This window comes from Pantoea sp. 22096 (assembly GCF_052045955.1).
Lineage (GTDB): Bacteria > Pseudomonadota > Gammaproteobacteria > Enterobacterales > Enterobacteriaceae > Pantoea > Pantoea alfalfae.
In genome coordinates, this window is record NZ_JBQEPW010000001.1 from 851,897 (window position 1) to 870,513 (window position 18,617).

At 53.3% G+C, this 18,617-nt stretch carries 20 protein-coding genes; 13 read left to right on the forward strand and 7 right to left on the reverse strand.

Annotated features, from left to right (window positions below; translation table 11 throughout):
• Positions 1 to 87: 87 nt before the first annotated feature.
• Positions 88 to 282, forward strand: a complete 195-nt coding sequence (locus ACTJKZ_RS03885; RefSeq protein ID WP_253418842.1) for a YoaH family protein — start codon at positions 88 to 90, stop codon at positions 280 to 282.
• Between the two features lie 12 nt (positions 283 to 294).
• On the opposite strand, the gene ACTJKZ_RS03890 is transcribed toward ACTJKZ_RS03885, so the two are convergent.
• Both ACTJKZ_RS03890 and ACTJKZ_RS03895 read right to left on the reverse strand, forming a co-directional pair.
• Entirely contained in the window at positions 295 to 639 is a 345-nt protein-coding gene (locus ACTJKZ_RS03890) for a RidA family protein (protein WP_440829270.1), read from the reverse strand.
• Positions 640 to 706: 67 nt separating this feature from the next.
• Positions 707 to 1,066, reverse strand: coding sequence for a hypothetical protein (locus ACTJKZ_RS03895; protein WP_440829271.1), 360 nt, complete (start codon positions 1,064 to 1,066; stop codon positions 707 to 709).
• A 341-nt stretch (positions 1,067 to 1,407) separates the two neighbouring features.
• Between ACTJKZ_RS03895 and ACTJKZ_RS03900 the strand changes: the two genes are divergently transcribed.
• From ACTJKZ_RS03900 to rnd, 7 genes are all read left to right on the forward strand, one after another.
• Positions 1,408 to 1,575, forward strand: coding sequence for a hypothetical protein (locus ACTJKZ_RS03900; protein ID WP_202604891.1), 168 nt, complete (start codon positions 1,408 to 1,410; stop codon positions 1,573 to 1,575).
• 644 nt (positions 1,576 to 2,219) lie between these two features.
• A complete protein-coding gene (locus tag ACTJKZ_RS03905) occupies positions 2,220 to 2,957 on the forward strand; it encodes a carbonic anhydrase (protein WP_285088389.1) in 738 nt (245 codons plus the stop codon).
• A 249-nt stretch (positions 2,958 to 3,206) separates the two neighbouring features.
• A complete protein-coding gene (locus tag ACTJKZ_RS03910; RefSeq protein ID WP_161734050.1) occupies positions 3,207 to 5,123 on the forward strand; it encodes an ATP-dependent DNA helicase in 1,917 nt (638 codons plus the stop codon).
• A gap of 44 nt (positions 5,124 to 5,167) precedes the next feature.
• Positions 5,168 to 5,866: a tRNA (adenosine(37)-N6)-threonylcarbamoyltransferase complex dimerization subunit type 1 TsaB gene (tsaB, locus tag ACTJKZ_RS03915; protein ID WP_161734048.1), complete on the forward strand. Its 699-nt coding sequence runs from the start codon at positions 5,168 to 5,170 to the stop codon at positions 5,864 to 5,866.
• A gap of 60 nt (positions 5,867 to 5,926) precedes the next feature.
• A complete protein-coding gene (locus tag ACTJKZ_RS03920) occupies positions 5,927 to 6,523 on the forward strand; it encodes a Slp family lipoprotein (protein WP_061062628.1) in 597 nt (198 codons plus the stop codon).
• Positions 6,524 to 6,729: 206 nt separating this feature from the next.
• Positions 6,730 to 8,406, forward strand: coding sequence for a long-chain-fatty-acid--CoA ligase FadD (gene fadD, locus ACTJKZ_RS03925; protein WP_440829272.1), 1,677 nt, complete (start codon positions 6,730 to 6,732; stop codon positions 8,404 to 8,406).
• Between the two features lie 98 nt (positions 8,407 to 8,504).
• Positions 8,505 to 9,626: a ribonuclease D gene (gene rnd / locus ACTJKZ_RS03930; protein ID WP_440829273.1), complete on the forward strand. Its 1,122-nt coding sequence runs from the start codon at positions 8,505 to 8,507 to the stop codon at positions 9,624 to 9,626.
• 53 nt (positions 9,627 to 9,679) lie between these two features.
• On the opposite strand, the gene minE is transcribed toward rnd, so the two are convergent.
• From minE to minC, 3 genes are read right to left on the reverse strand one after another with little or no spacing between them, the layout of a single operon-like run.
• Positions 9,680 to 9,949 (reverse strand): cell division topological specificity factor MinE, encoded by a 270-nt coding sequence (gene minE / locus ACTJKZ_RS03935; RefSeq protein WP_008925314.1) that lies wholly within the window; start codon positions 9,947 to 9,949, stop codon positions 9,680 to 9,682.
• A gap of 3 nt (positions 9,950 to 9,952) precedes the next feature.
• Positions 9,953 to 10,765: a septum site-determining protein MinD gene (gene minD, locus ACTJKZ_RS03940; protein ID WP_003852716.1), complete on the reverse strand. Its 813-nt coding sequence runs from the start codon at positions 10,763 to 10,765 to the stop codon at positions 9,953 to 9,955.
• Positions 10,766 to 10,798: 33 nt separating this feature from the next.
• Positions 10,799 to 11,512: a septum site-determining protein MinC gene (minC, locus tag ACTJKZ_RS03945; RefSeq protein ID WP_161734040.1), complete on the reverse strand. Its 714-nt coding sequence runs from the start codon at positions 11,510 to 11,512 to the stop codon at positions 10,799 to 10,801.
• Positions 11,513 to 11,667: 155 nt separating this feature from the next.
• Here minC and ACTJKZ_RS03950 point away from each other — a divergent pair, with 155 nt between their 5' ends.
• From ACTJKZ_RS03950 to ACTJKZ_RS03960, 3 genes are all read left to right on the forward strand, one after another.
• Positions 11,668 to 11,943 carry a YcgL domain-containing protein gene (locus ACTJKZ_RS03950; RefSeq protein WP_440829274.1) on the forward strand — a complete coding sequence of 92 codons (276 nt, stop codon included), beginning with the start codon at positions 11,668 to 11,670 and terminating at the stop codon, positions 11,941 to 11,943.
• A gap of 316 nt (positions 11,944 to 12,259) precedes the next feature.
• Positions 12,260 to 12,919, forward strand: coding sequence for a fumarylacetoacetate hydrolase family protein (locus tag ACTJKZ_RS03955; RefSeq protein ID WP_161734036.1), 660 nt, complete (start codon positions 12,260 to 12,262; stop codon positions 12,917 to 12,919).
• A 65-nt stretch (positions 12,920 to 12,984) separates the two neighbouring features.
• Positions 12,985 to 13,431 carry a YcgN family cysteine cluster protein gene (locus tag ACTJKZ_RS03960; protein ID WP_013358078.1) on the forward strand — a complete coding sequence of 149 codons (447 nt, stop codon included), beginning with the start codon at positions 12,985 to 12,987 and terminating at the stop codon, positions 13,429 to 13,431.
• A gap of 72 nt (positions 13,432 to 13,503) precedes the next feature.
• Here ACTJKZ_RS03960 and dsbB read toward each other — a convergent pair whose 3' ends face one another.
• The gene (dsbB, locus tag ACTJKZ_RS03965) at positions 13,504 to 14,034 is read right to left on the reverse strand and encodes a disulfide bond formation protein DsbB (RefSeq protein ID WP_161734034.1); all 531 of its coding nucleotides are present in this window, start codon (positions 14,032 to 14,034) and stop codon (positions 13,504 to 13,506) included.
• Positions 14,035 to 14,505: 471 nt separating this feature from the next.
• Here dsbB and fadR point away from each other — a divergent pair, with 471 nt between their 5' ends.
• Positions 14,506 to 15,225, forward strand: coding sequence for a fatty acid metabolism transcriptional regulator FadR (fadR, locus tag ACTJKZ_RS03970; protein ID WP_013358075.1), 720 nt, complete (start codon positions 14,506 to 14,508; stop codon positions 15,223 to 15,225).
• A 43-nt stretch (positions 15,226 to 15,268) separates the two neighbouring features.
• Here the strand turns inward: fadR and ACTJKZ_RS03975 are convergent, their stop codons facing one another.
• Entirely contained in the window at positions 15,269 to 16,804 is a 1,536-nt protein-coding gene (locus tag ACTJKZ_RS03975) for a SpoVR family protein (RefSeq protein WP_440829275.1), read from the reverse strand.
• Between the two features lie 504 nt (positions 16,805 to 17,308).
• Here ACTJKZ_RS03975 and ACTJKZ_RS03980 point away from each other — a divergent pair.
• Entirely contained in the window at positions 17,309 to 18,610 is a 1,302-nt protein-coding gene (locus tag ACTJKZ_RS03980) for a D-amino acid dehydrogenase (RefSeq protein ID WP_440829276.1), read from the forward strand.
• Positions 18,611 to 18,617: the final 7 nt, after the last annotated feature.

Consider the following 18,617-nt stretch of genomic DNA (forward strand, 5'->3'; position numbering starts at 1 on the left):
AGAGGCGGTCAGACTGACATATTTTTTCCCGACTGGCACCTGTTAGTTCCGCATGGGATACTGTCTGCCCCAACGCAGGAGTAGAACATGTTTATTGGATTACCGGCTCTCTCACATGAGCAGCAACAGCAGGCCGTCGAACGTATTCAGGAGTTGATGGCGGGTGGTTTATCGAGCGGTGAAGCGATCGCCCAGGTGGCGCAGGAAATCCGTCAGAATCACAAGGGCGAACAGATTCGGGCGTTATTCGACGACGAAGATGAAGAAAACGAAGAGGAATAACACCCGACATCGTTAACGTGCAGCGATAATTTTAATTTCGATTTTGTACTTTGGATTCAGCAGGCCGGCCTGAACGGTGCAGCGCACCGGCGCATTACCCGGTGAGACCCAGGCGTCCCAGGCCCGGTTCATGGCGGGGAAATCGGCTTTATCCACCAGAAACAGCGTCGCATCCAGGATCTTACTTTTATCACTGCCGAGGCGAGTCAGGATCGCGTCAATGACCGCCAGCGCATTGGCGGTCTGCGCTTCTGTGTCGGCATCCAGATTCTCAGGCACACTGGTGTAATAGATGGTGTCGTTGTGGATCACAGCTTCGGACATACGATGTTCCGGGTCAATGCGGGTAATACTCATCGGTTTCTCCCTGGTTAAGTGCGCATTAGCCTGGCACACTCCCGACATCGCTGTCACGCCTTACGCCTTACAGGCAGCGTTGCACAATCGCCTGTCTGTCCGCTATTACCTGAGGAGCCATCCGGAAGGTCGTGAAATATTTTACCTCTGCCCCTTTTCTGTGGGGAGAGATATCCGCAAAAATCGAATCTTCCCAGGTAAAGACGCTGATCCCGTTGCCGTTCGGCTGGGTGTGGGTGGTGTTATCTCTGGCAATAACGCTGGTGGTTGACCAGCCACGATAAATACAGTCGCTGAGCTGAGGGACGGTACGGGTGCTTTGACCCTGAAAAACGGGTGGCTGCAGACGAGCCTGATCAGAAGTGGGAGCCTGGCAGCCGCAAAGCAGCAGCACGCCAGCCAGAGAGCCGATGCGGTAATAGTTCATAACATGCCTCCGCCTGAGTCAGGCAGTCGGGTTAAGGCCATCTGCATAACATCGCCTGAACGACAATGTTAAGCCAGTCTCAGCACGTCAGCTTACGGGTGCCACATCCCAACAGTAAGCTGATTTAATCATTATAAGCCGGGCCTTTGTTTCCTCGCTGCGTTCCTCTGCATTTGCTAACTGCATCACACTGTCGGGCTGGCAGCTTTCAGGGTGGAGGGCGATTGCCGCTCCTGCTGCCAGCCCTGACAGGCGGGCAACGGGACAGAATTCAGGACAGTGCCGGCTTAAAAATGTTATAAATCAGCCGTAAAATCGCGCCACTGGATGAGGATGAGAGCATGGCGAATACGCAGTATCTTTTTTGGGTTATGGCTGGCGCACTGACGCTGCTGTTTATTGTTATCGCGGCGTTTGTGGGTTTATCCAAAGGCACTAAGCCAGGCGTGATCACCTTTGCGGTGCTGTTTATCATCATGCTGGCGGGCGCGCTCTACATACGCCATTAGCGCCATGCGGTGAGTTCATTTTCAGTCTATTACAGCAATTTTACGCCTGGCTCACACTTCAGGCGGAAAATATGCGGCCGGTGGTGACAGTTAACTATGCTCAGTTGAAATAGCAGCACTGCTATTTATCACCGGAGGTAATTATGTCTGAACGTCCTGATTATGATGAACCGTTGCCAGATGATGCTGAGATCTATCCGGAAGATGAAGAAGAGGATGAGGAGGACGATCCGTTAGAAAAGGATGTTTAACCGTCTCAAAGGGATAGTTGTCGAGGTGCCTTTCTTCTGATTCAGGCTTACACCGCAAAACCGCCAGTCGTGCAGTTTTGCGGTTTCTCACTTCTGTAGCCTGCACCGATTCACCTCTTTCTGTGCTGTTTTCTCTCTGAGCCTGCCGACCCATTTTTTCTTCAGGTTTGTTGCTGAGTCGATTTCCTGAAGCAGGAAGTCCATATTAATGATCGTAAAAATCGTTATTTGAAATAAAAAATCTACAAGTAATATTTATTAAATTAACATCGATAGAAATTATAGACTCATTATTCATTCCTGTTTTAATTAACCGCATTTTGTCATCTTGCTGACGCAAAGCTGAGAGGAATAGTATTCCAGCCGCACATTAGCTTATTAAGCAGGGATAAAATGAAACAACTAAAAATGTTAAGTCTGGTTATAGCGATTTCGTCTATCAGCGCAGCAGGTGCCGCGGAGCCGCACTGGACCTATGAAGGCAAAGCCGGTCCGGCGCACTGGAGTGAACTGACCAGCGACTTCCATATGTGTCACGAAGGCAAGTCACAGTCACCCATTAATATTACAAATCCGATCGAGGGACATTTACAGCCACTTGATCTGGCTTATCACACATCCGCTGAGAAGGTGATTAACAACGGTCACACCATTCAGGTAACGGTTGATGAGGAAGATGACTTTGTGCTGGATGGTGAAAAATTCACACTGCGTCAGTATCATTTTCATACACCGAGTGAAAACCAGATTAACGGAGAAACTTTTCCGCTTGAAGCCCACTTTGTTCACAGCAAAGAGGATGGCGATCTCGCCGTGGTCGCGGTGATGTTTAAGGTTGGTAAAGAGAATCCGGCACTGGTGCCCTTAATTGACGCAATGCCGAAAGAGGAAAACAAACAGGTAAACATTAACCGGCAGGTAGATTTACGCGCACTCTTTCCGGCAGACCTGCACTACTATCGTTTCAGTGGTTCCCTTACGACGCCACCCTGCAGCGAAGGTATTCGCTGGCTGGTGCTGAAAAAGCCGGTTACGCTCTCTCAGGCGCAGCTCGACGCCTTTAAGCAGGCCCTGAAAACCACCAATAACCGTCCGCTGCAGCATCTGAATGGCCGGATGATTGTTCAGTAATAACGGTTTTTAGCGCTTCTTCTGCCTGTGCAATTGACTGATATGTCATCAGGCATATCGGCAACGCGACAGGTTTTTTTCAGGCGGCTTCGGGCCGCCTTTTCTGTGCCTGTCAGCTGTAAATCGGGCTGATATAAGAGGGTGTTGGTATCGGCATGAGAATTATAAGTTTTTGATATTTTTCGATTTTGCTTTGTTAATCCAATACTGACATAATTACAGTGTTTTTGCCGTTCTTAGTGAGGGTATGTGGCAGACGATTTTGCAGTGGATGGCGCGCTGGCGCTGGCGATCGCAGGCTTTAAGCCGCGTGAAGCACAGCGTGAGATGGCGCAGGCGGTATCTGAAGCCGTAAAACAGCAGGGTGAACTGGTGGTCGAGGCCGGTACCGGTACCGGTAAAACCTATGCTTACCTGGCACCCGCTTTACGGGCTGGTAAAAAAGTGATTGTCTCCACTGGATCCAAAGCGCTGCAGGATCAGCTCTATGCCCGCGATCTGCCCACGATGATCAAGGCGCTGAAGTTCAAAGGTAAAACCGCCTTACTGAAAGGGCGCTCCAACTATCTCTGTCTGGAACGTATGGAACAGCAGTCGATGGCGGGCGGCGATCTCACCGCGCAGGGGCTGACTGACCTGGTGACGCTGCGCAGCTGGTCATCACAGACGGAAGATGGTGACATCAGCAGCTGTGCGGGCGTCACCGAAGACAGTCCGGTCTGGCCGCTGGTGACCAGCACCAACGATAACTGCCTCGGCACCGACTGCCCGCGCTATAAAGAGTGCTTCGTGGTCAAAGCGCGTAAGCGCGCCATGGACGCCGATGTGGTCGTCGTTAACCACCATCTCTTTCTTGCCGACCTGGTGGTAAAAGAGGGCGGCTTCGGCGAACTTATTCCCGAAGCGGATGTGATGATCTTCGACGAAGCCCATCAGTTGCCTGACATCGCCAGTCAGTATTTTGGTCAACAGCTTTCCAGCCGTCAGTTACTCGATCTCGCCAAAGATATTATTACCGCCTACCGCACCGAGGTGCGTGATGCTCAGCAGCTGCAGAAATCCGCTGACCGCCTGGCGCAGTGCGCGCAGGATTTTCGCCTGTCATTAGGCGATCCCGGCTATCGCGGTAACCTGCGTGAACTGCTGAGCGATAACAACATCCTGCGGATGTTTACGCTGCTGGATGATGCGCTTGAGCTCTGTTACGACGTTATCAAACTCTCACTGGGCCGTTCAGCCCTGCTGGATGCCGCCTTCGAGCGAGCCGCGCTCTACCGTACCCGGTTAAAACGGTTACGGGCGATTAACGAGCCGGGCTACAGCTACTGGTATGAATGCACTTCCCGCCACTTTATCCTGGCGCTCACGCCGCTCTCGGTAGCGGAACGCTTCCGTGAGGTGATGGATAACCGCAAGGCCGCATGGATTTTCACCTCGGCCACCCTGGCGGTAGATGAGAAAATGGCCCACTTTGCCGAACGGCTGGGTGTCAATGCGGCAAAGAGCCTGATCCTGAACAGTCCGTTTGACTTTGCGAAGCAGGCTTTGCTCTGTGTACCACGCAATCTCCCGGAACCTAACCGTCCCGGTGGCGCGCGCCAGCTGGCCGCAATGATGAAACCGTTGATCGATGCGAATAAAGGCCGCTGTTTCTTCCTCTGTACTTCGCATCTGATGATGCGAGAGCTGGCCGCAGAGTTTCGCGCCTCGATGACACTGCCGGTGCTGGTGCAGGGTGAAACCAGCAAAGGTCAGTTACTGAAGCAGTTTATCGAGAAGGGTAATGCTCTGCTGGTGGCGACCAGCAGCTTCTGGGAAGGCGTGGATGTGCGGGGTGATGCGCTGTCCCTGGTGATCATCGACAAACTACCGTTCACCTCACCGGAAGATCCGCTGCTAAAAGCCCGAATGGAAGATTGCCGGATTCGCGGCGGCGATCCCTTTGCGGATGTGCAGTTGCCGGATGCGGTGATTACCCTGAAGCAGGGTGTAGGCCGTCTGATCCGTGATACGGACGATCGTGGTGTGCTGGTCATTTGCGATCAGCGTCTGGTCTCACGGCCTTATGGCGCACTGTTTCTTAACAGCCTGCCGCCGACGCCGCGCACCCGCGACATTGCTCAGGCCATCGCCTTTATCCGCCAGCAACCCGAACCAGACGCGTAATTTTATGCTAAGATGCGCGCCGTTTTCTTTCTTCTGAGGTAGTCATGTCAGCCCGAATTTTAGCGCTGGATACGGCGACAGAAGCCTGTTCAGCCGCCTTGCTGAATCAGCAACAGATTGATGCCCGATTCGAGATTGCTCCGCGCGATCATACGCAGCGTATTCTGCCGCTGGTCGAGGAACTGCTGCTGGCGCAGCAATTGGAACTGACCGAACTGGACGCGCTCGCCTTTGGCCGGGGTCCTGGCAGTTTTACCGGCGTGCGGATCGGTATTGGTATTGCTCAGGGCCTGGCACTGGGCGCATCACTGCCGATGATCGCCGTTTCCACGCTGGCGACGCTGGCGGAAGGGGCCTGGCGTCTGCACGGTGCAACCCGGGTGTTAACCGCTATCGATGCGCGAATGGGCGAGGTTTACTGGGCCGAATATCAGCGTGATGAGCAGGGTGTCTGGCAGGGTGAAGCCAGCGAATGCGTGCTGTCCCCTGAGGCAGCACTCACCCGGATGCAGGCGCTCTCTGGCGACTGGATGACCGCCGGCACCGGCTGGCAGGCCTATCCTGCCCTGCAGCAGGGACACGATCTGACCCTGAACACCAGCGACGTTACTTTGCCTGCCGCACAGGATATGCTGCCACTGGCGATGCTTGCGCTGGCGCAGGGGAATACGTTGCTGCCGGAGACGGCGGAGCCGACGTATCTGCGTAATGAAGTCGCCTGGAAAAAATTACCTGGCCGGTAAAATACACGCAACTTATTGTTATGCATCCAGTCTAACGCTTTACCTAACGGGAGAACGTCTATGTCGTCAATGTGTGGTAAAGGGCTTTCAGGTCTGCTGCTGACCTGTGTGCTGGCGTTAACCGGTTGTGTCTCCATTCCTGACACACTGCAGGGCAGCTCACCTCAGCCACAGCAGGATCTGTTGCGGGTGATGAGCGATCCTTCGCTCTTTGTCGGGCAGGAATCGCGCTTTGGCGGCAAGGTAGTGAATGTCACTAACCTGAACGGCAAAACCCGGCTTGAGATTGCGGCACAACCGCTGGATGAGAGCGCCAGACCGCGTCTGGGGGCAGCCTCGGTTGGCCGGATTTATGCAGACATTCACGGCTTTGTTGATCCGGTGGATGTCAGAAACCAGTACGTTACCGTGCTGGGTACGCTGAAGGGCACGGAGCAGGGTAAAATTGGTGAGGCCGATTACAAATTTGTGGTCATTGATGTGCGCGGTTATCAGCGCTGGCGCATTGCCCAGCAGGTAACCGCACCGCCACAGCCAATGGATCCCTGGATCTGGTATGGTCCGACCCGTCATCGCGGCGGATACTGGGGACCTAATCCCTACTGGGGAATGGTCAACACCGGACCCTCAGAGGTGCAGACCATCCTGACCGAATAAGTGTAAACATGATTTATCCAGCCCGGTCGCGGCGCTCGCTACCGGGCTTTTTATTGGCCTGTTTTCCCGGCACGAAATTTAGTGATGCACTTCGCAACCTCAACATGCCGAAACAGGCAAACTGGTACAATCAGTTAAAATATTGTTAACAAACCAGATTGGCTGAGGCAGCGATGGAAATACAACATAATTATCGGGGTGGATCCTTGAATAAGGTTTGGCTGAAACGCTACCCGGCAGATGTACCTGCCGAAATAAGTGCAGATCGTTACACCTCGCTGGTGGATCTTTTTGAGCAGGCAGTAAAACGCTACGCCGATCAACCCGCATTTCTGAACATGGGTCAGAAGATGAGTTATCGTCAGCTGGAAGAGAAGAGCCGTGCCTTTGCTGCTTATCTCCAGCATCAGCTGGGCCTGAAAGCAGGTGATCGGGTGGCGCTGATGATGCCTAACTTACTGCAGTATCCGGTGGCCCTGTTTGGTGTACTGCGTGCCGGTATGGTCGTGGTCAATGTGAATCCGCTCTACACGCCGCGTGAGCTGAAGCATCAGCTCAATGACAGTGGTGCCAGCGCCATCGTTATTGTCTCAAATTTTGCGCATACCCTGGAAAAAGTGGTGGCTGAAACCGCTGTGCGGCATGTCATCCTGACCCGGATGGGCGATCAGCTGGCACCGATAAAAGCCACACTGGTTAATTTTGTCGTCAAGTATGTGAAGAAGCTGGTGCCCAAATACCATTTACCCGGCGCCATTTCGTTTCGTCAGGTGCTGGAAGAGGGTGCCACGCTCAATTATCAGCGACCGACTGTCTCGAATGACGATCTTGCCTTCCTGCAATACACCGGCGGCACCACCGGCGTGGCGAAAGGGGCAATGCTGACCCATCGCAACATGCAGGCGAATCTGGAGCAGACCCGTGCGACATACGGTAAGGTACTGCGTGACGGAAAAGAATTTGTTGTCACCGCGCTGCCGCTTTACCACATCTTCGCTTTAACCGTGAATGGCCTGCTGTTCCTGGAGCTGGGCGGTCAGAATCTGTTAATCACTAATCCCCGCGATATTCCCGGCTTCGTTAAAGAGCTGGGTAAAGTTCCGTTTACCGCGATTACCGGCGTGAACACGCTGTTTAATGCGCTGCTCAACGATGAGCAGTTCAATAAACTCGATTTTTCAACGCTGCGCCTCTCTGCGGGTGGCGGAATGGCAGTGCAGAAAGTGGTGGCTGAGCGCTGGGAAAAGCTCACCGGACACTATCTGCTGGAAGGCTACGGCCTGACCGAATGTTCGCCGCTGGTATCCGTCAATCCGTATGACATCAGCTGCCATACGGGCAGTATCGGCCTGCCGGTTCCTTCGACCGACGTACGCATTCTCGATGATGCCGGAAACGAAGTAGTGCCGGGGGAGCCGGGCGAACTCTGTATCAGTGGTCCGCAGGTGATGCTGGGCTATTGGCAGCATCCGGAAGCAACAGCGGAAGTGCTGAAAAATGGCTGGCTCCACAGCGGTGATATTGTTACCGTTGACCAGGAAGGGTTCATTCGCATCGTTGACCGCAAAAAAGATATGATTCTGGTCTCCGGTTTTAATGTCTATCCGAATGAGATCGAAGATGTACTGATGCAGCACCCGAAAGTGCGTGAAGCCGCGGCAATTGGCGTGCCCAGCGACCTGTCAGGCGAAGCAGTAAAAGTCTGCATCGTGAAAAAAGAGGCGTCGCTGACCAAAGAAGAGGTGCTCGATCACTGTCGCCGCCAGCTGACCGGTTACAAGGTGCCAAAAATCATTGAGTTTCGTGATGAGTTACCGAAAACCAACGTCGGAAAGATTCTGCGACGTGAGCTGCGCGACGAGGCGAAGCCCGGCGCGAACTGAATCTGTATAAGAATTGAGGTTGAACGCCGGCATGTCCGGCGTTTTTATTGTTTTTAACATGGAGCGCCGCGCGTTGTTGGCTGCGGTGGAAATCAGACGTGAATTATTCCCTTATCGACCAGGATGAACAACTGGCTGACGTGTGTCAGAAAGCCCGCCAGCATACAGCGGTGGCACTGGACACCGAATTTGTCCGCACCCGCACCTACTACCCTCAGCTTGGCCTGATCCAGCTGTTCGACGATCACCAGCTGGTGCTGATTGACCCGCTGAATATCCGTGACTGGTCACCCTTTATTGCGCTGCTGACCGACACCCGCGTGACTAAATTTCTGCATGCCGGAGGGGAAGATCTGGAAGTCTTCCTGCACCGTTTCGGCGTGCTGCCGACGCCTATGATTGACACTCAGATTCTGGCAGCCTTCTCCGGCCAGCCACTTTCCTGGGGCTTTGCTTCCATGGTGGCGCATTTTACCCAGGTCGAGCTGGATAAAAGTGAATCCCGTACCGACTGGCTGGCGCGCCCCCTGACCCAGCGTCAGTGCGAGTATGCGGCGGCGGACGTTCACTATCTGCTGCCGATTGCCCGTCAGTTGATGATCAACACGGAAGAGGCTGGCAACATGGCGGCGGCACTCAGTGAGTGCGATAACCTCTGTCAGCGCCGTCTCGACAGCGTGGCACCGGATGAAGCCTGGCGGGATATCACCAATGGCTGGCAACTGCGTCCGCGTCAGCTGGCGGCACTGCAGCGGCTGGCGGCCTGGCGTCTGAAACTGGCGCGTGAAAAAGATATGGCGGTGAATTTTGTGGTGCGCGAAGAGCATCTGTGGAAAGTGGCGCGCTTTATGCCTGGCTCTCTGGGGGAGCTGGATCATCTGGGGCTGTCAGGCCACGAAATCCGTTTCCACGGCAAAACGCTGGTGGCGCTGGTGGCCGAAGCGGAGGCGCTTGACGAGAATGAACTGCCGGCACCGCTGGGCAATCTGATCGACCATCCGCACTATAAGCAGGTGTTTAAGGCGATGAAGGCGCTGGTGCAGCAGGTCAGTGAGCAGAGCGGATTCAGTCAGGAGTTACTGGCGTCACGACGTCAGATTAATCAGGTATTAAGCCAGCACTGGGGCCTGAAGCCACAGGGACGTCAGCCGGAATTACTCACCGGATGGCGGGGCGAACTGCTGAAACCCGGCATTGAGGAGATTCTTGCGGGTTGTTAACCGGTTAAACTTCCCCTGCCACTGCGCAGGGGAAATTCAGGAAACGGTCAGCGTCATTTAGTCACTTCATCCGTTTCTGGCAGCGTGACGTTCAGCTCCAGAATCGAGATGTCATCACCTTTCTGATCGAGCTGTACCGTGACCATTTCCGGATCGATCTTCACATATCTGCAAATCACTTCCAGAATGTCGCGCTTAAGTTGCGGAAGATAGTGGGGCTCACTGTCGCCCCTTCTCCGTTCTGCCACGATAATCTGCAGCCGTTCCTTGGCTATGTTGGCAGTGTTCTTCTTCCGGGATAAAAAGAAATCAAGTAATGCCATGGTTTATCCCCCGAACAGGCGTTTCAGGAAACCCTTCTTCTCTTCTTCGATAAAGCGGAAGGGGCGTACTTCACCGAGTAACCGTTCAACGGTATCGGCATAGGCTTTGCCAGCATCAGATTCGCCGTCAAGAATCACCGGCTCACCCTGGTTAGAGGCACGTAACACCGATTGATCTTCAGGGATCACACCGACCAGAGGAATGCGCAGAATTTCCAGCACATCTTCCATGCTCAGCATATCGCCACGGTTTACCCGGCCAGGGTTGTAGCGGGTCAGCAGCAGATGCTCCTTAACCGGGTCCTGACTGTTTTCAGCGCGGCGGGATTTCGATGAGATGATGCCGAGGATACGGTCGGAGTCGCGGACAGAAGAGACTTCCGGGTTAGTGGTGATGATTGCTTCGTCCGCAAAGTAAAGTGCCATCAGTGCGCCCGTTTCAATCCCTGCCGGTGAGTCACAGACGATGAAGTCAAACTCCATTGCGGCCAGATCGTTCAGGACTTTCTCAACACCTTCACGGGTCAGCGCATCTTTATCGCGGGTCTGCGATGCAGGCAGAATGTAGAGCTGCTCAGTGCGTTTGTCGCGAATCAGCGCCTGGTTCAGCGTGGCATCGCCCTGGATAACGTTAACGAAGTCGTAGACCACACGGCGTTCACAGCCCATGATCAAATCCAGGTTACGCAGACCGATATCAAAGTCGATAACGACCGTCTTTTTGCCTTTCTGCGCTAAACCGGTGGCGATGGCCGCGCTTGACGTGGTCTTACCAACGCCCCCTTTACCGGATGTAACTACAATAATGCGTGCCATAAATGTTGATTTCCTTAACAAAAGAAAAGGGGCCTAATTAAGTGTCTGGATAGTCAGCGCGCCATCCTGCAGGCACAGGCGCGCGGCTTTACCAAAAAATTCTTGCGGGATCTGATCCATGATCCAGTACTCTCCGGCAATCGAGACCAGCTCGGCAGCCAGGTTAGTACAGAAAATCTGGCAGTTGCGATCGCCGCTGGCACCTGCCAGAGCGCGACCGCGCATCATGCCGTAAATATGAATGTTGCCATCGGCGACCAGTTCGGCACCGGCACTGACGCTGCTTGTGATGATTAAGTCAGCGTCACGCGCATAAATCTGCTGGCCTGAGCGCACCGGCGTGTTCACGATGCGGGTTTTCGCTGCTGCCGTCTCGGTTACAACCGGCTGTGGTTCAGGAATGGGGGCCGGCTGCTGTGTCTCGGCGCGCGGTCTGGACTCTTTGCCTTCTGCCAGTACCGGCAGCCCTGCACGGGCGATCATGCGTTTCAAAGCATCATCTTTGCAGCCGCTTACGCCGACAATGCGTAAACCGGTAGCAAGAATGGCCTGCTGTAGCTGTTTCCAGTTAACATCGGCACTCAATGTGGCGACGTTTAGCACCACCGGGGCGTTTTTCAGGAAATCGGGAGCCTGGTCAATCTTGTCCTGGAGTGCCTTGCGAATCACCACAGGGTCATGGTGATGCAAATGGACGACAGACAGGGTGAAACTGCTACCTTTGAATTCGATTGGCGTTTGCGACATCTGTCCCGACTCAGTCCTGTTTTCACTACCGTTAACCCGGCGATGATAAAATCATCGCTGAAGCGCTAACGGTGAATATTCGAAGTTCTGCAAGCATGTTATAGTTACAGCTATATTCAGACAAGCCTCAACGCCGGTTAATTCGAGTAAAAAATATGTTTTGTGTGATCTACAGAAGCCCGTTACGTGACCAGACTTATCTCTATGTTGAAAAAAAGGACGATTTTTCGCGCGTTCCGGAAGAATTGCTGAAAGGATTTGGCAAGCCGCAACTGGCGATGGTGCTGAAGCTGGCGGACCGCGACAGGCTGGCTAACGCAGATATCAATAAAGTTAAGCAGGGATTGAGCGAGCAGGGTTTTTATTTACAGCTTCCACCGCCGATTGAAAGTCTGCTAAAAATTCATTTAGAGGCCGATAAAAAAGTTTAACTCGGATTCTTCTGTAAATATAAATCCTGTCGGTGCGATACTGCAGGGTTAATATTGCTCTGAAGCTGCGCAAAATTAACGGCGCAGCTTATCTGTTTACCCCTGTTTAAATACCCAGTCCACATTTTCACACCTTATTTGTACGATTATTCAGCACGCCAGGGGCATCGTTTACGCTTTTTGACAAATTCCGCACCCCGGATGGTTAAAAGGATCTTATTATCACGCTCTGTTGCTGGCATTTCGATCAACGCATCAGCAAACATCAACCCGCCAGCCGCGCTGGCACAACACCTAACCTGAACAGGGGATGAGCATGTATCAGCATCATAACTGGCAAGGCGCTCTGTTAGATTTTCCGGTCAGCAAAGTGGTTTGCGTCGGCAGTAATTATGCAAAACACATTAAAGAGATGGGCAGTGCGATCCCAACCGAGCCGGTAATCTTTATCAAACCGGAAACAGCGCTATGTGATTTGCGCCAGCCGCTCTCTATTCCCGACGCCTTTGGCGAAGTTCATCACGAAGTCGAACTGGCGGTGCTGATAGGTGCGACGCTGAAGCAGGCGAGTGAAGAACACGTGGCTAAGGCGATTGCAGGCTATGGCGTGGCGCTGGATCTGACGCTGCGTGACCTGCAGTCCGGGTTGAAAAAAGCGGGCCAGCCATGGGAAAAATCCAAAGGCTTTGATAACGCCTGTCCCATCTCCGGTTTCATCCCGGTAGCCGAATTCAGTGATGATCCACAGAATGTCGAGCTTAAGCTGGTGGTAAACGGAGAAGTGCGTCAGCACGGCAACACAGCCGATATGATTCACAAAATTCTGCCGCTGATTGCACATATGAGCCACTATTTTACGTTGCGTGCAGGCGATGTCATTCTGACCGGGACACCTGAGGGTGTGGGGCCGATGCGCTCGGGTGACAAGCTGGACGTGTCGCTGGCGGGTCACGGCATCAGCACGCGCGTACTCTAAAAACTTGCATCACCGCAGCATAGGCTTTATAAGGTGCGTTTCAGGCACAACCCGGACAAATCATCATGACTGACACCCCTTTCTGGCAACAAAAACGCCTGGCACAAATGAGCGATGAGGAATGGGAATCCTTGTGTGATGGTTGTGGCCAGTGTTGCCTTAACAAGTTGCAGGACGCTGACACGGATGAGATTTACTTTACCAACGTCGCCTGCAATCAGCTCAATATTAAAACCTGCCAGTGCCGTAACTATGAACGCCGCTTCGAATTAGAAGAGGATTGCATCAAGCTTACGCGCGAAAATCTGACCACCTTCAACTGGCTGCCGCGCACCTGCGCCTACCGGTTGCTGGGCGAGGGCAAAGGATTGCCGGTCTGGCATCCGCTGCGGGCTGGTTCGAAAACCGCGATGCATGCGCAGCGAATTTCGGTGCGTTATATTGCAGTGCGGGAGAGTGAAGTGCGGGACTGGGAAGATCACATTATTGATCGTCCCGATCGCAACGGCTAAGCGCCACTGCCTCATCTGAAACGTAAAAAGGCTGCCACTGGCAGCCTTTTTTGATCTCAGCAACGTTTCGTGTCAGCGACTAAAGAGATCGCGACGCTTAGGTTTGAAAGGCTGGGCAATCAGTACCAGCACTGCGACCAGCAGATAACCGGCAAATACCCCTATCATCCACTGCGGCATGCTGAGCGTCAGGAAAGTCCAGCTACGTTCTGCGCAGTCACCGCTGGCCAGAAACACCGACGGCAGCCACTTATCCAGCGGTAATCCGCTGGGGAAACGGGCGGCAAAATCACAGGTAGTAAACGGGTTTGGATGCAGCTGAATCATCGTGTGTTCATAAGAGAGACGCAGACCCTCCCAGGCACTGTAGATCCATAACGCCAGAGCGCCCAGACGCAGCGGTGATTTCGGTGCAATCGCACCCACCAGACCCGCGCCCAGTACACCAAACAGCGCATTACGTTCATAAATACACATCACGCAGGGCTTTAGTCCCATCACGTGCTGAAAGAAGAGTGCCGTTAATTCCAGTGCAAGCGCTGTCAGTGCCAGTAATAACCAGGCTCCCCGACCACGAGAACATTGATTCAGATATCGCAACATATTGCATTCCCTGTAAACGTTAATGCCACGCAGTGTAAACCAAAAGCGCGGGCAAACCAGCCAGGGACAGGGAAAAATCGTGTGCAAACATGACCTGATTCTGATCCAGAGCAGGTTACATGAGGATAAGCGGAGGCCCTCAGGGTTTTGCCTGCTCAGTAAACAGCTTGAAGGTGGGGACGTTAAGAATACCCGGCTGCGATCGACAGGAAGCGAAACGGCAAGCGCAGGCCATCCGGTACCAGCATGCTGTACTTTCAGGATGTTTTTCTGCTGGTTTTTGAGACTGAATGTTCCCGCGCAGAAAAACGTGCACCCGGCCGTCGCCTTATAACAGTTGCACTCGTCGCCAGCCAGTCTGAAATATGCGCCCGCGCCCGGTTTTAATGGTTACGCAGGCTATATCCGCTATAGGGCGTCTGGTATGATGAGTCCCCATCATGATTAGAAAAGCAACGAGAACACATTGCTATGGTTATAAAGGCTCAGAGTCCAGCGGGATTTGCTGAAGAGTATATTATTGAAAGCATCTGGAACAGTCGCTTTCCGCCCGGATCGATTCTTCCTGCTGAGCGTGAGCTTTCTGAATTGATTGGGGTGACACGCACTACATTGCGTGAAGTGCTGCAGCGCCTGGCACGTGACGGCTGGCTGACGATTCAGCACGGCAAACCGACGCGCGTGAATGATTTCTGGGAGACATCTGGCCTGAATATTCTGGAGACGCTTGCCCGCCTTGATCACGACAGTGTGCCGGTGCTGATTGACAACCTGCTGTCAGTCCGCAGCAATATTTCATCAATTTTTATCAGCCGTGCGCTGCGCCATCATCCGGACAAGGCGCGTGAAGTGCTGGAGACGGTAAGTGCCGCGGCCGATCAGGCGGATGCCTATACCGAACTCGACTATCGGGTGTTCCGCGGTCTGGCATTTGCATCAGGTAATCCGATTTACGGTCTGATCCTCAATGGCCTGAAAGGCCTCTATACCCGTGTAGGTCGTCACTACTTTTCCAGTGCGGAAGCGCGTCAGGTTGCGCGTGATTTCTATCTGACACTTCTGGCGCTGTGCGACAAAGAGCCAGGACAGGATGAGATTGTAGAGGTGGTGCGCAACTATGGCCGCCGCAGCGGCGAAATCTGGCACAGTATGCAGAAGAACCTGCCAGACGACCTCGGCAATAAGCGATAAAAAAACCGGACATCGCGTCCGGTTTTTTTTTATGTTTAGCCTGTCAGAGCGATGAACCGCGCGGCGGATTACGATCCAGTAACTCAACGCTGCCATCTTCGTTCTGCTGTTCCAGAATCACATCAAATCCCCACAGACGATGCACATGCTTCAGCACCTCGCGACGACTCTTATCGAGCGGCGTCCGGCTCTGCGGCACATAGCGCAGAGTCAGTGAACGGTCACCGCGCACATCCACGTTATAGACCTGAATGTTGGGTTCGAGATTACTCAGGTTGTACTGCGCAGAGAGCTGCTGGCGAATTGCCCGATAGCCTGTTTCATCATGAATAGCGGCGATTTCGAGATAGTTATTGCGGTCATCATCCAGCACGGTAAACAACCGGAAGTCACGCATCACTTTCGGCGACAGGAACTGGCTGATAAAACTCTCATCCTTGAACTCACGCATCGCAAAATGCAGCGTTTCCAGCCAGTCTGAACCGGCGATATCCGGGAACCAGTAGCGATCCTCTTCGGTCGGTGACTGACAGATGCGCTTAATATCCTGCATCATCGCAAAGCCTAAGGCGTAAGGGTTGATGCCGTTATACCACTGACTGTTATAGGGTGGCTGAAACACGACGTTAGTATGGCTGTGCAGGAACTCCATCATAAAGCGTTCAGACACTTTGCCTTCGTCATAGAGGTGATTCAGGATGGTGTAGTGCCAGAAGGTCGCCCAGCCTTCATTCATCACCTGGGTCTGTTTTTGCGGATAGAAATACTGGCTTACCTTGCGCACGATGCGCAGAATCTCACGCTGCCAGGGCTCCAGTAGCGGAGCGTTCTTCTCCATAAAGTAGAGCAGGTTTTCCTGCGGCTCAGAAGGGTAGCGCGCGGCTTCAAAGGCCACGGCTTCTGTTTCACGCCGTGGCAGCGTACGCCACAGGGTGTTCACCTGGCTCTGCAGATACTCTTCGCGGCTTTTCTGTCGCGCCTTCTCCTCCTGAAGGGAGATTTTTTGCGGGCGTTTATAGCGATCAACGCCATAATTCATCAGGGCATGGCAGGAGTCGAGCAGCCGCTCGACTTCTTCGACGCCATAGCGCTCTTCGCAGTCACTGATGTAGTTTTTGGCGAACAGCAGGTAATCGACAATCGATCCGGCATCCGTCCAGCTGCGGAACAGATAGTTATTCTTGAAGAAGGAGTTATGGCCATAACAGGCATGCGCCATCACCAGCGCCTGCATGGTCATGGTGTTCTCTTCCATCAGGTAGGCGATGCAGGGGTTGGAGTTGATAACGATTTCATAGGCCAGACCCTGCTGACCATGCTTATAGCGCTGCTCGGTCTCAATAAACTTTTTACCGAATGACCAGTGTGAATAGTTGATGGGCATGCCAACGCTGGAATAGGCATCCATCATCTGTTCTGAGGTAATCACTTCAATCTGGTGCGGGTAGGTATCAAGCCGGTACAGTTTAGCAACCCGGTCTATCTCTGCTAAATAGACATCAAGCAGTTCAAATGTCCAGTCTGGTCCGTCATTGAGTCGTTTGCTGTCTCTGATGGCTTCGTCAAAGATCGTCGTCATAGCGCACCTCTTTTTTGCAAACCGGCTGACCCGAAAGACAACCCGTTCTGGTTATTTAAGGCTTCATCCTGAAAAAGGGAACCCGAAAAAAACTGAGCGAACACAACAATGATAGCCCACTGTCGCTTATCCGAAATGCGAACTCAAACGAATTCTTTGGCACAAAATCATTCAGACAGATGCGGCAGAGAAATTAATAGCCTTTAATTCGAACGTTATTTTATAACGCGGAATATCATCCTGTTTATAAGCAGAATGTATGGGGTTGAAGCATTCTCCTGCCATGCGCAGATTTAACTGCCTCCGTTGTCATTTATTTCTGTGTTTATGGAATAAGACGCATAAAGCGCTGAAATTGGCTGTGCGACAAGATTTTAGTTACCTGAAAAGTGAAAAAGATGTGAAATAGATGCTGAATTTATGGGGTGGTGTCCGCTGTGTAAATCCGCTGACTATCATCTCCTGAACAGTGAATTATGCTTTTACATGCCGGGTGGGGGAGCTATGCACGTAGTCATTCTTGGAAGTGGTGTGGTTGGCGTGGCAAGTGCCTGGTATCTGGCGCGTGCCGGACATCAGGTTACGGTCATTGATCGTCAGCCTGCTGCGGCAATGGAGACCAGCGCAGGAAATGCTGGTCAGATCTCACCGGGTTATGCCGCGCCCTGGGCGGCACCAGGCGTGCCGCTGAAAGCAGTGAAGTGGATGTTCCAGCGTCATGCGCCGCTGGCTATCCGGCTGGATGGCAGTAGTTTTCAGCTGGAGTGGATGTGGCACATGCTGCGTAATTGCGACATCAACCATTATCAACAGAACAAAAGCCGCATGGTGCGGATTGCCGAATACAGTCGTGACTGTCTGAAAGCGTTACGCGCTGAGACCGGCATCGCCTATGAGGGTCGTCAGGGCGGAACATTGCAGCTTTTCCGCACGCAGCAGCAGTTCGACAGCGCCAGTAAAGATATTGCGGTGCTCCGCGACGCGGGCGTGCCCTATGAGCTGCTGGAGGCGCATGAGCTGTCTCGCGTGGAACCGGCGCTGGCGGCAACCCAGCATAAACTCACTGGTGGACTGCGCCTGCCTAACGATGAAACCGGTGACTGCCAGCTCTTTACGCAGCGACTGGCAAAAATGGCCGAAGAGGCGGGCGTGGTTTTCCGCTTTAACACCCCGGTCGATCACCTGCTGCGCGATGGCAATTGCATTTATGGTGTGAAGTGCGGCGAGGAGATCATCAAGGCGGACAGCTATGTAGTGGCCTTTGGTTCCTACTCGACCGCACTGCTGAAAAACGTCATTGATATTCCGGTCTATCCGCTGAAAGGCTACTCACTCACTATTCCGATTAAAAATCCTGAGGCTGCACCGGTTTCGACGATTCTGGATGAAACCTACAAAGTGGCGGTGACCCGGTTTGACGATCGTATCCGCGTCGGCGGGATGGCGGAAATTGTTGGTTTTAACACCAGACTCACCGAAGCGCGGCGGGAAACGCTGGAGATGGTGGTCAGTGATCTCTATCCTGAAGGCGGTCATCTCGCGCAGGCGAGTTTCTGGACCGGTCTGCGTCCGATGACGCCAGACGGTACGCCGATTGTCGGTGCCACGCCACTCTCCAATCTTTATCTCAATACCGGTCACGGTACGCTGGGCTGGACGATGGCGTGTGGTTCTGGTCAGTTGCTGGCCGATCTCATCTCCGGTAAAAAGCCAGCCATTGCGGCGGATGACTTAGCGGTGTTCCGCTACTTACCCGGTTTCGCGGCGACCTCATCGCCGCTGCGTAACGCCAACGCAACTCGTTAAGTATTCA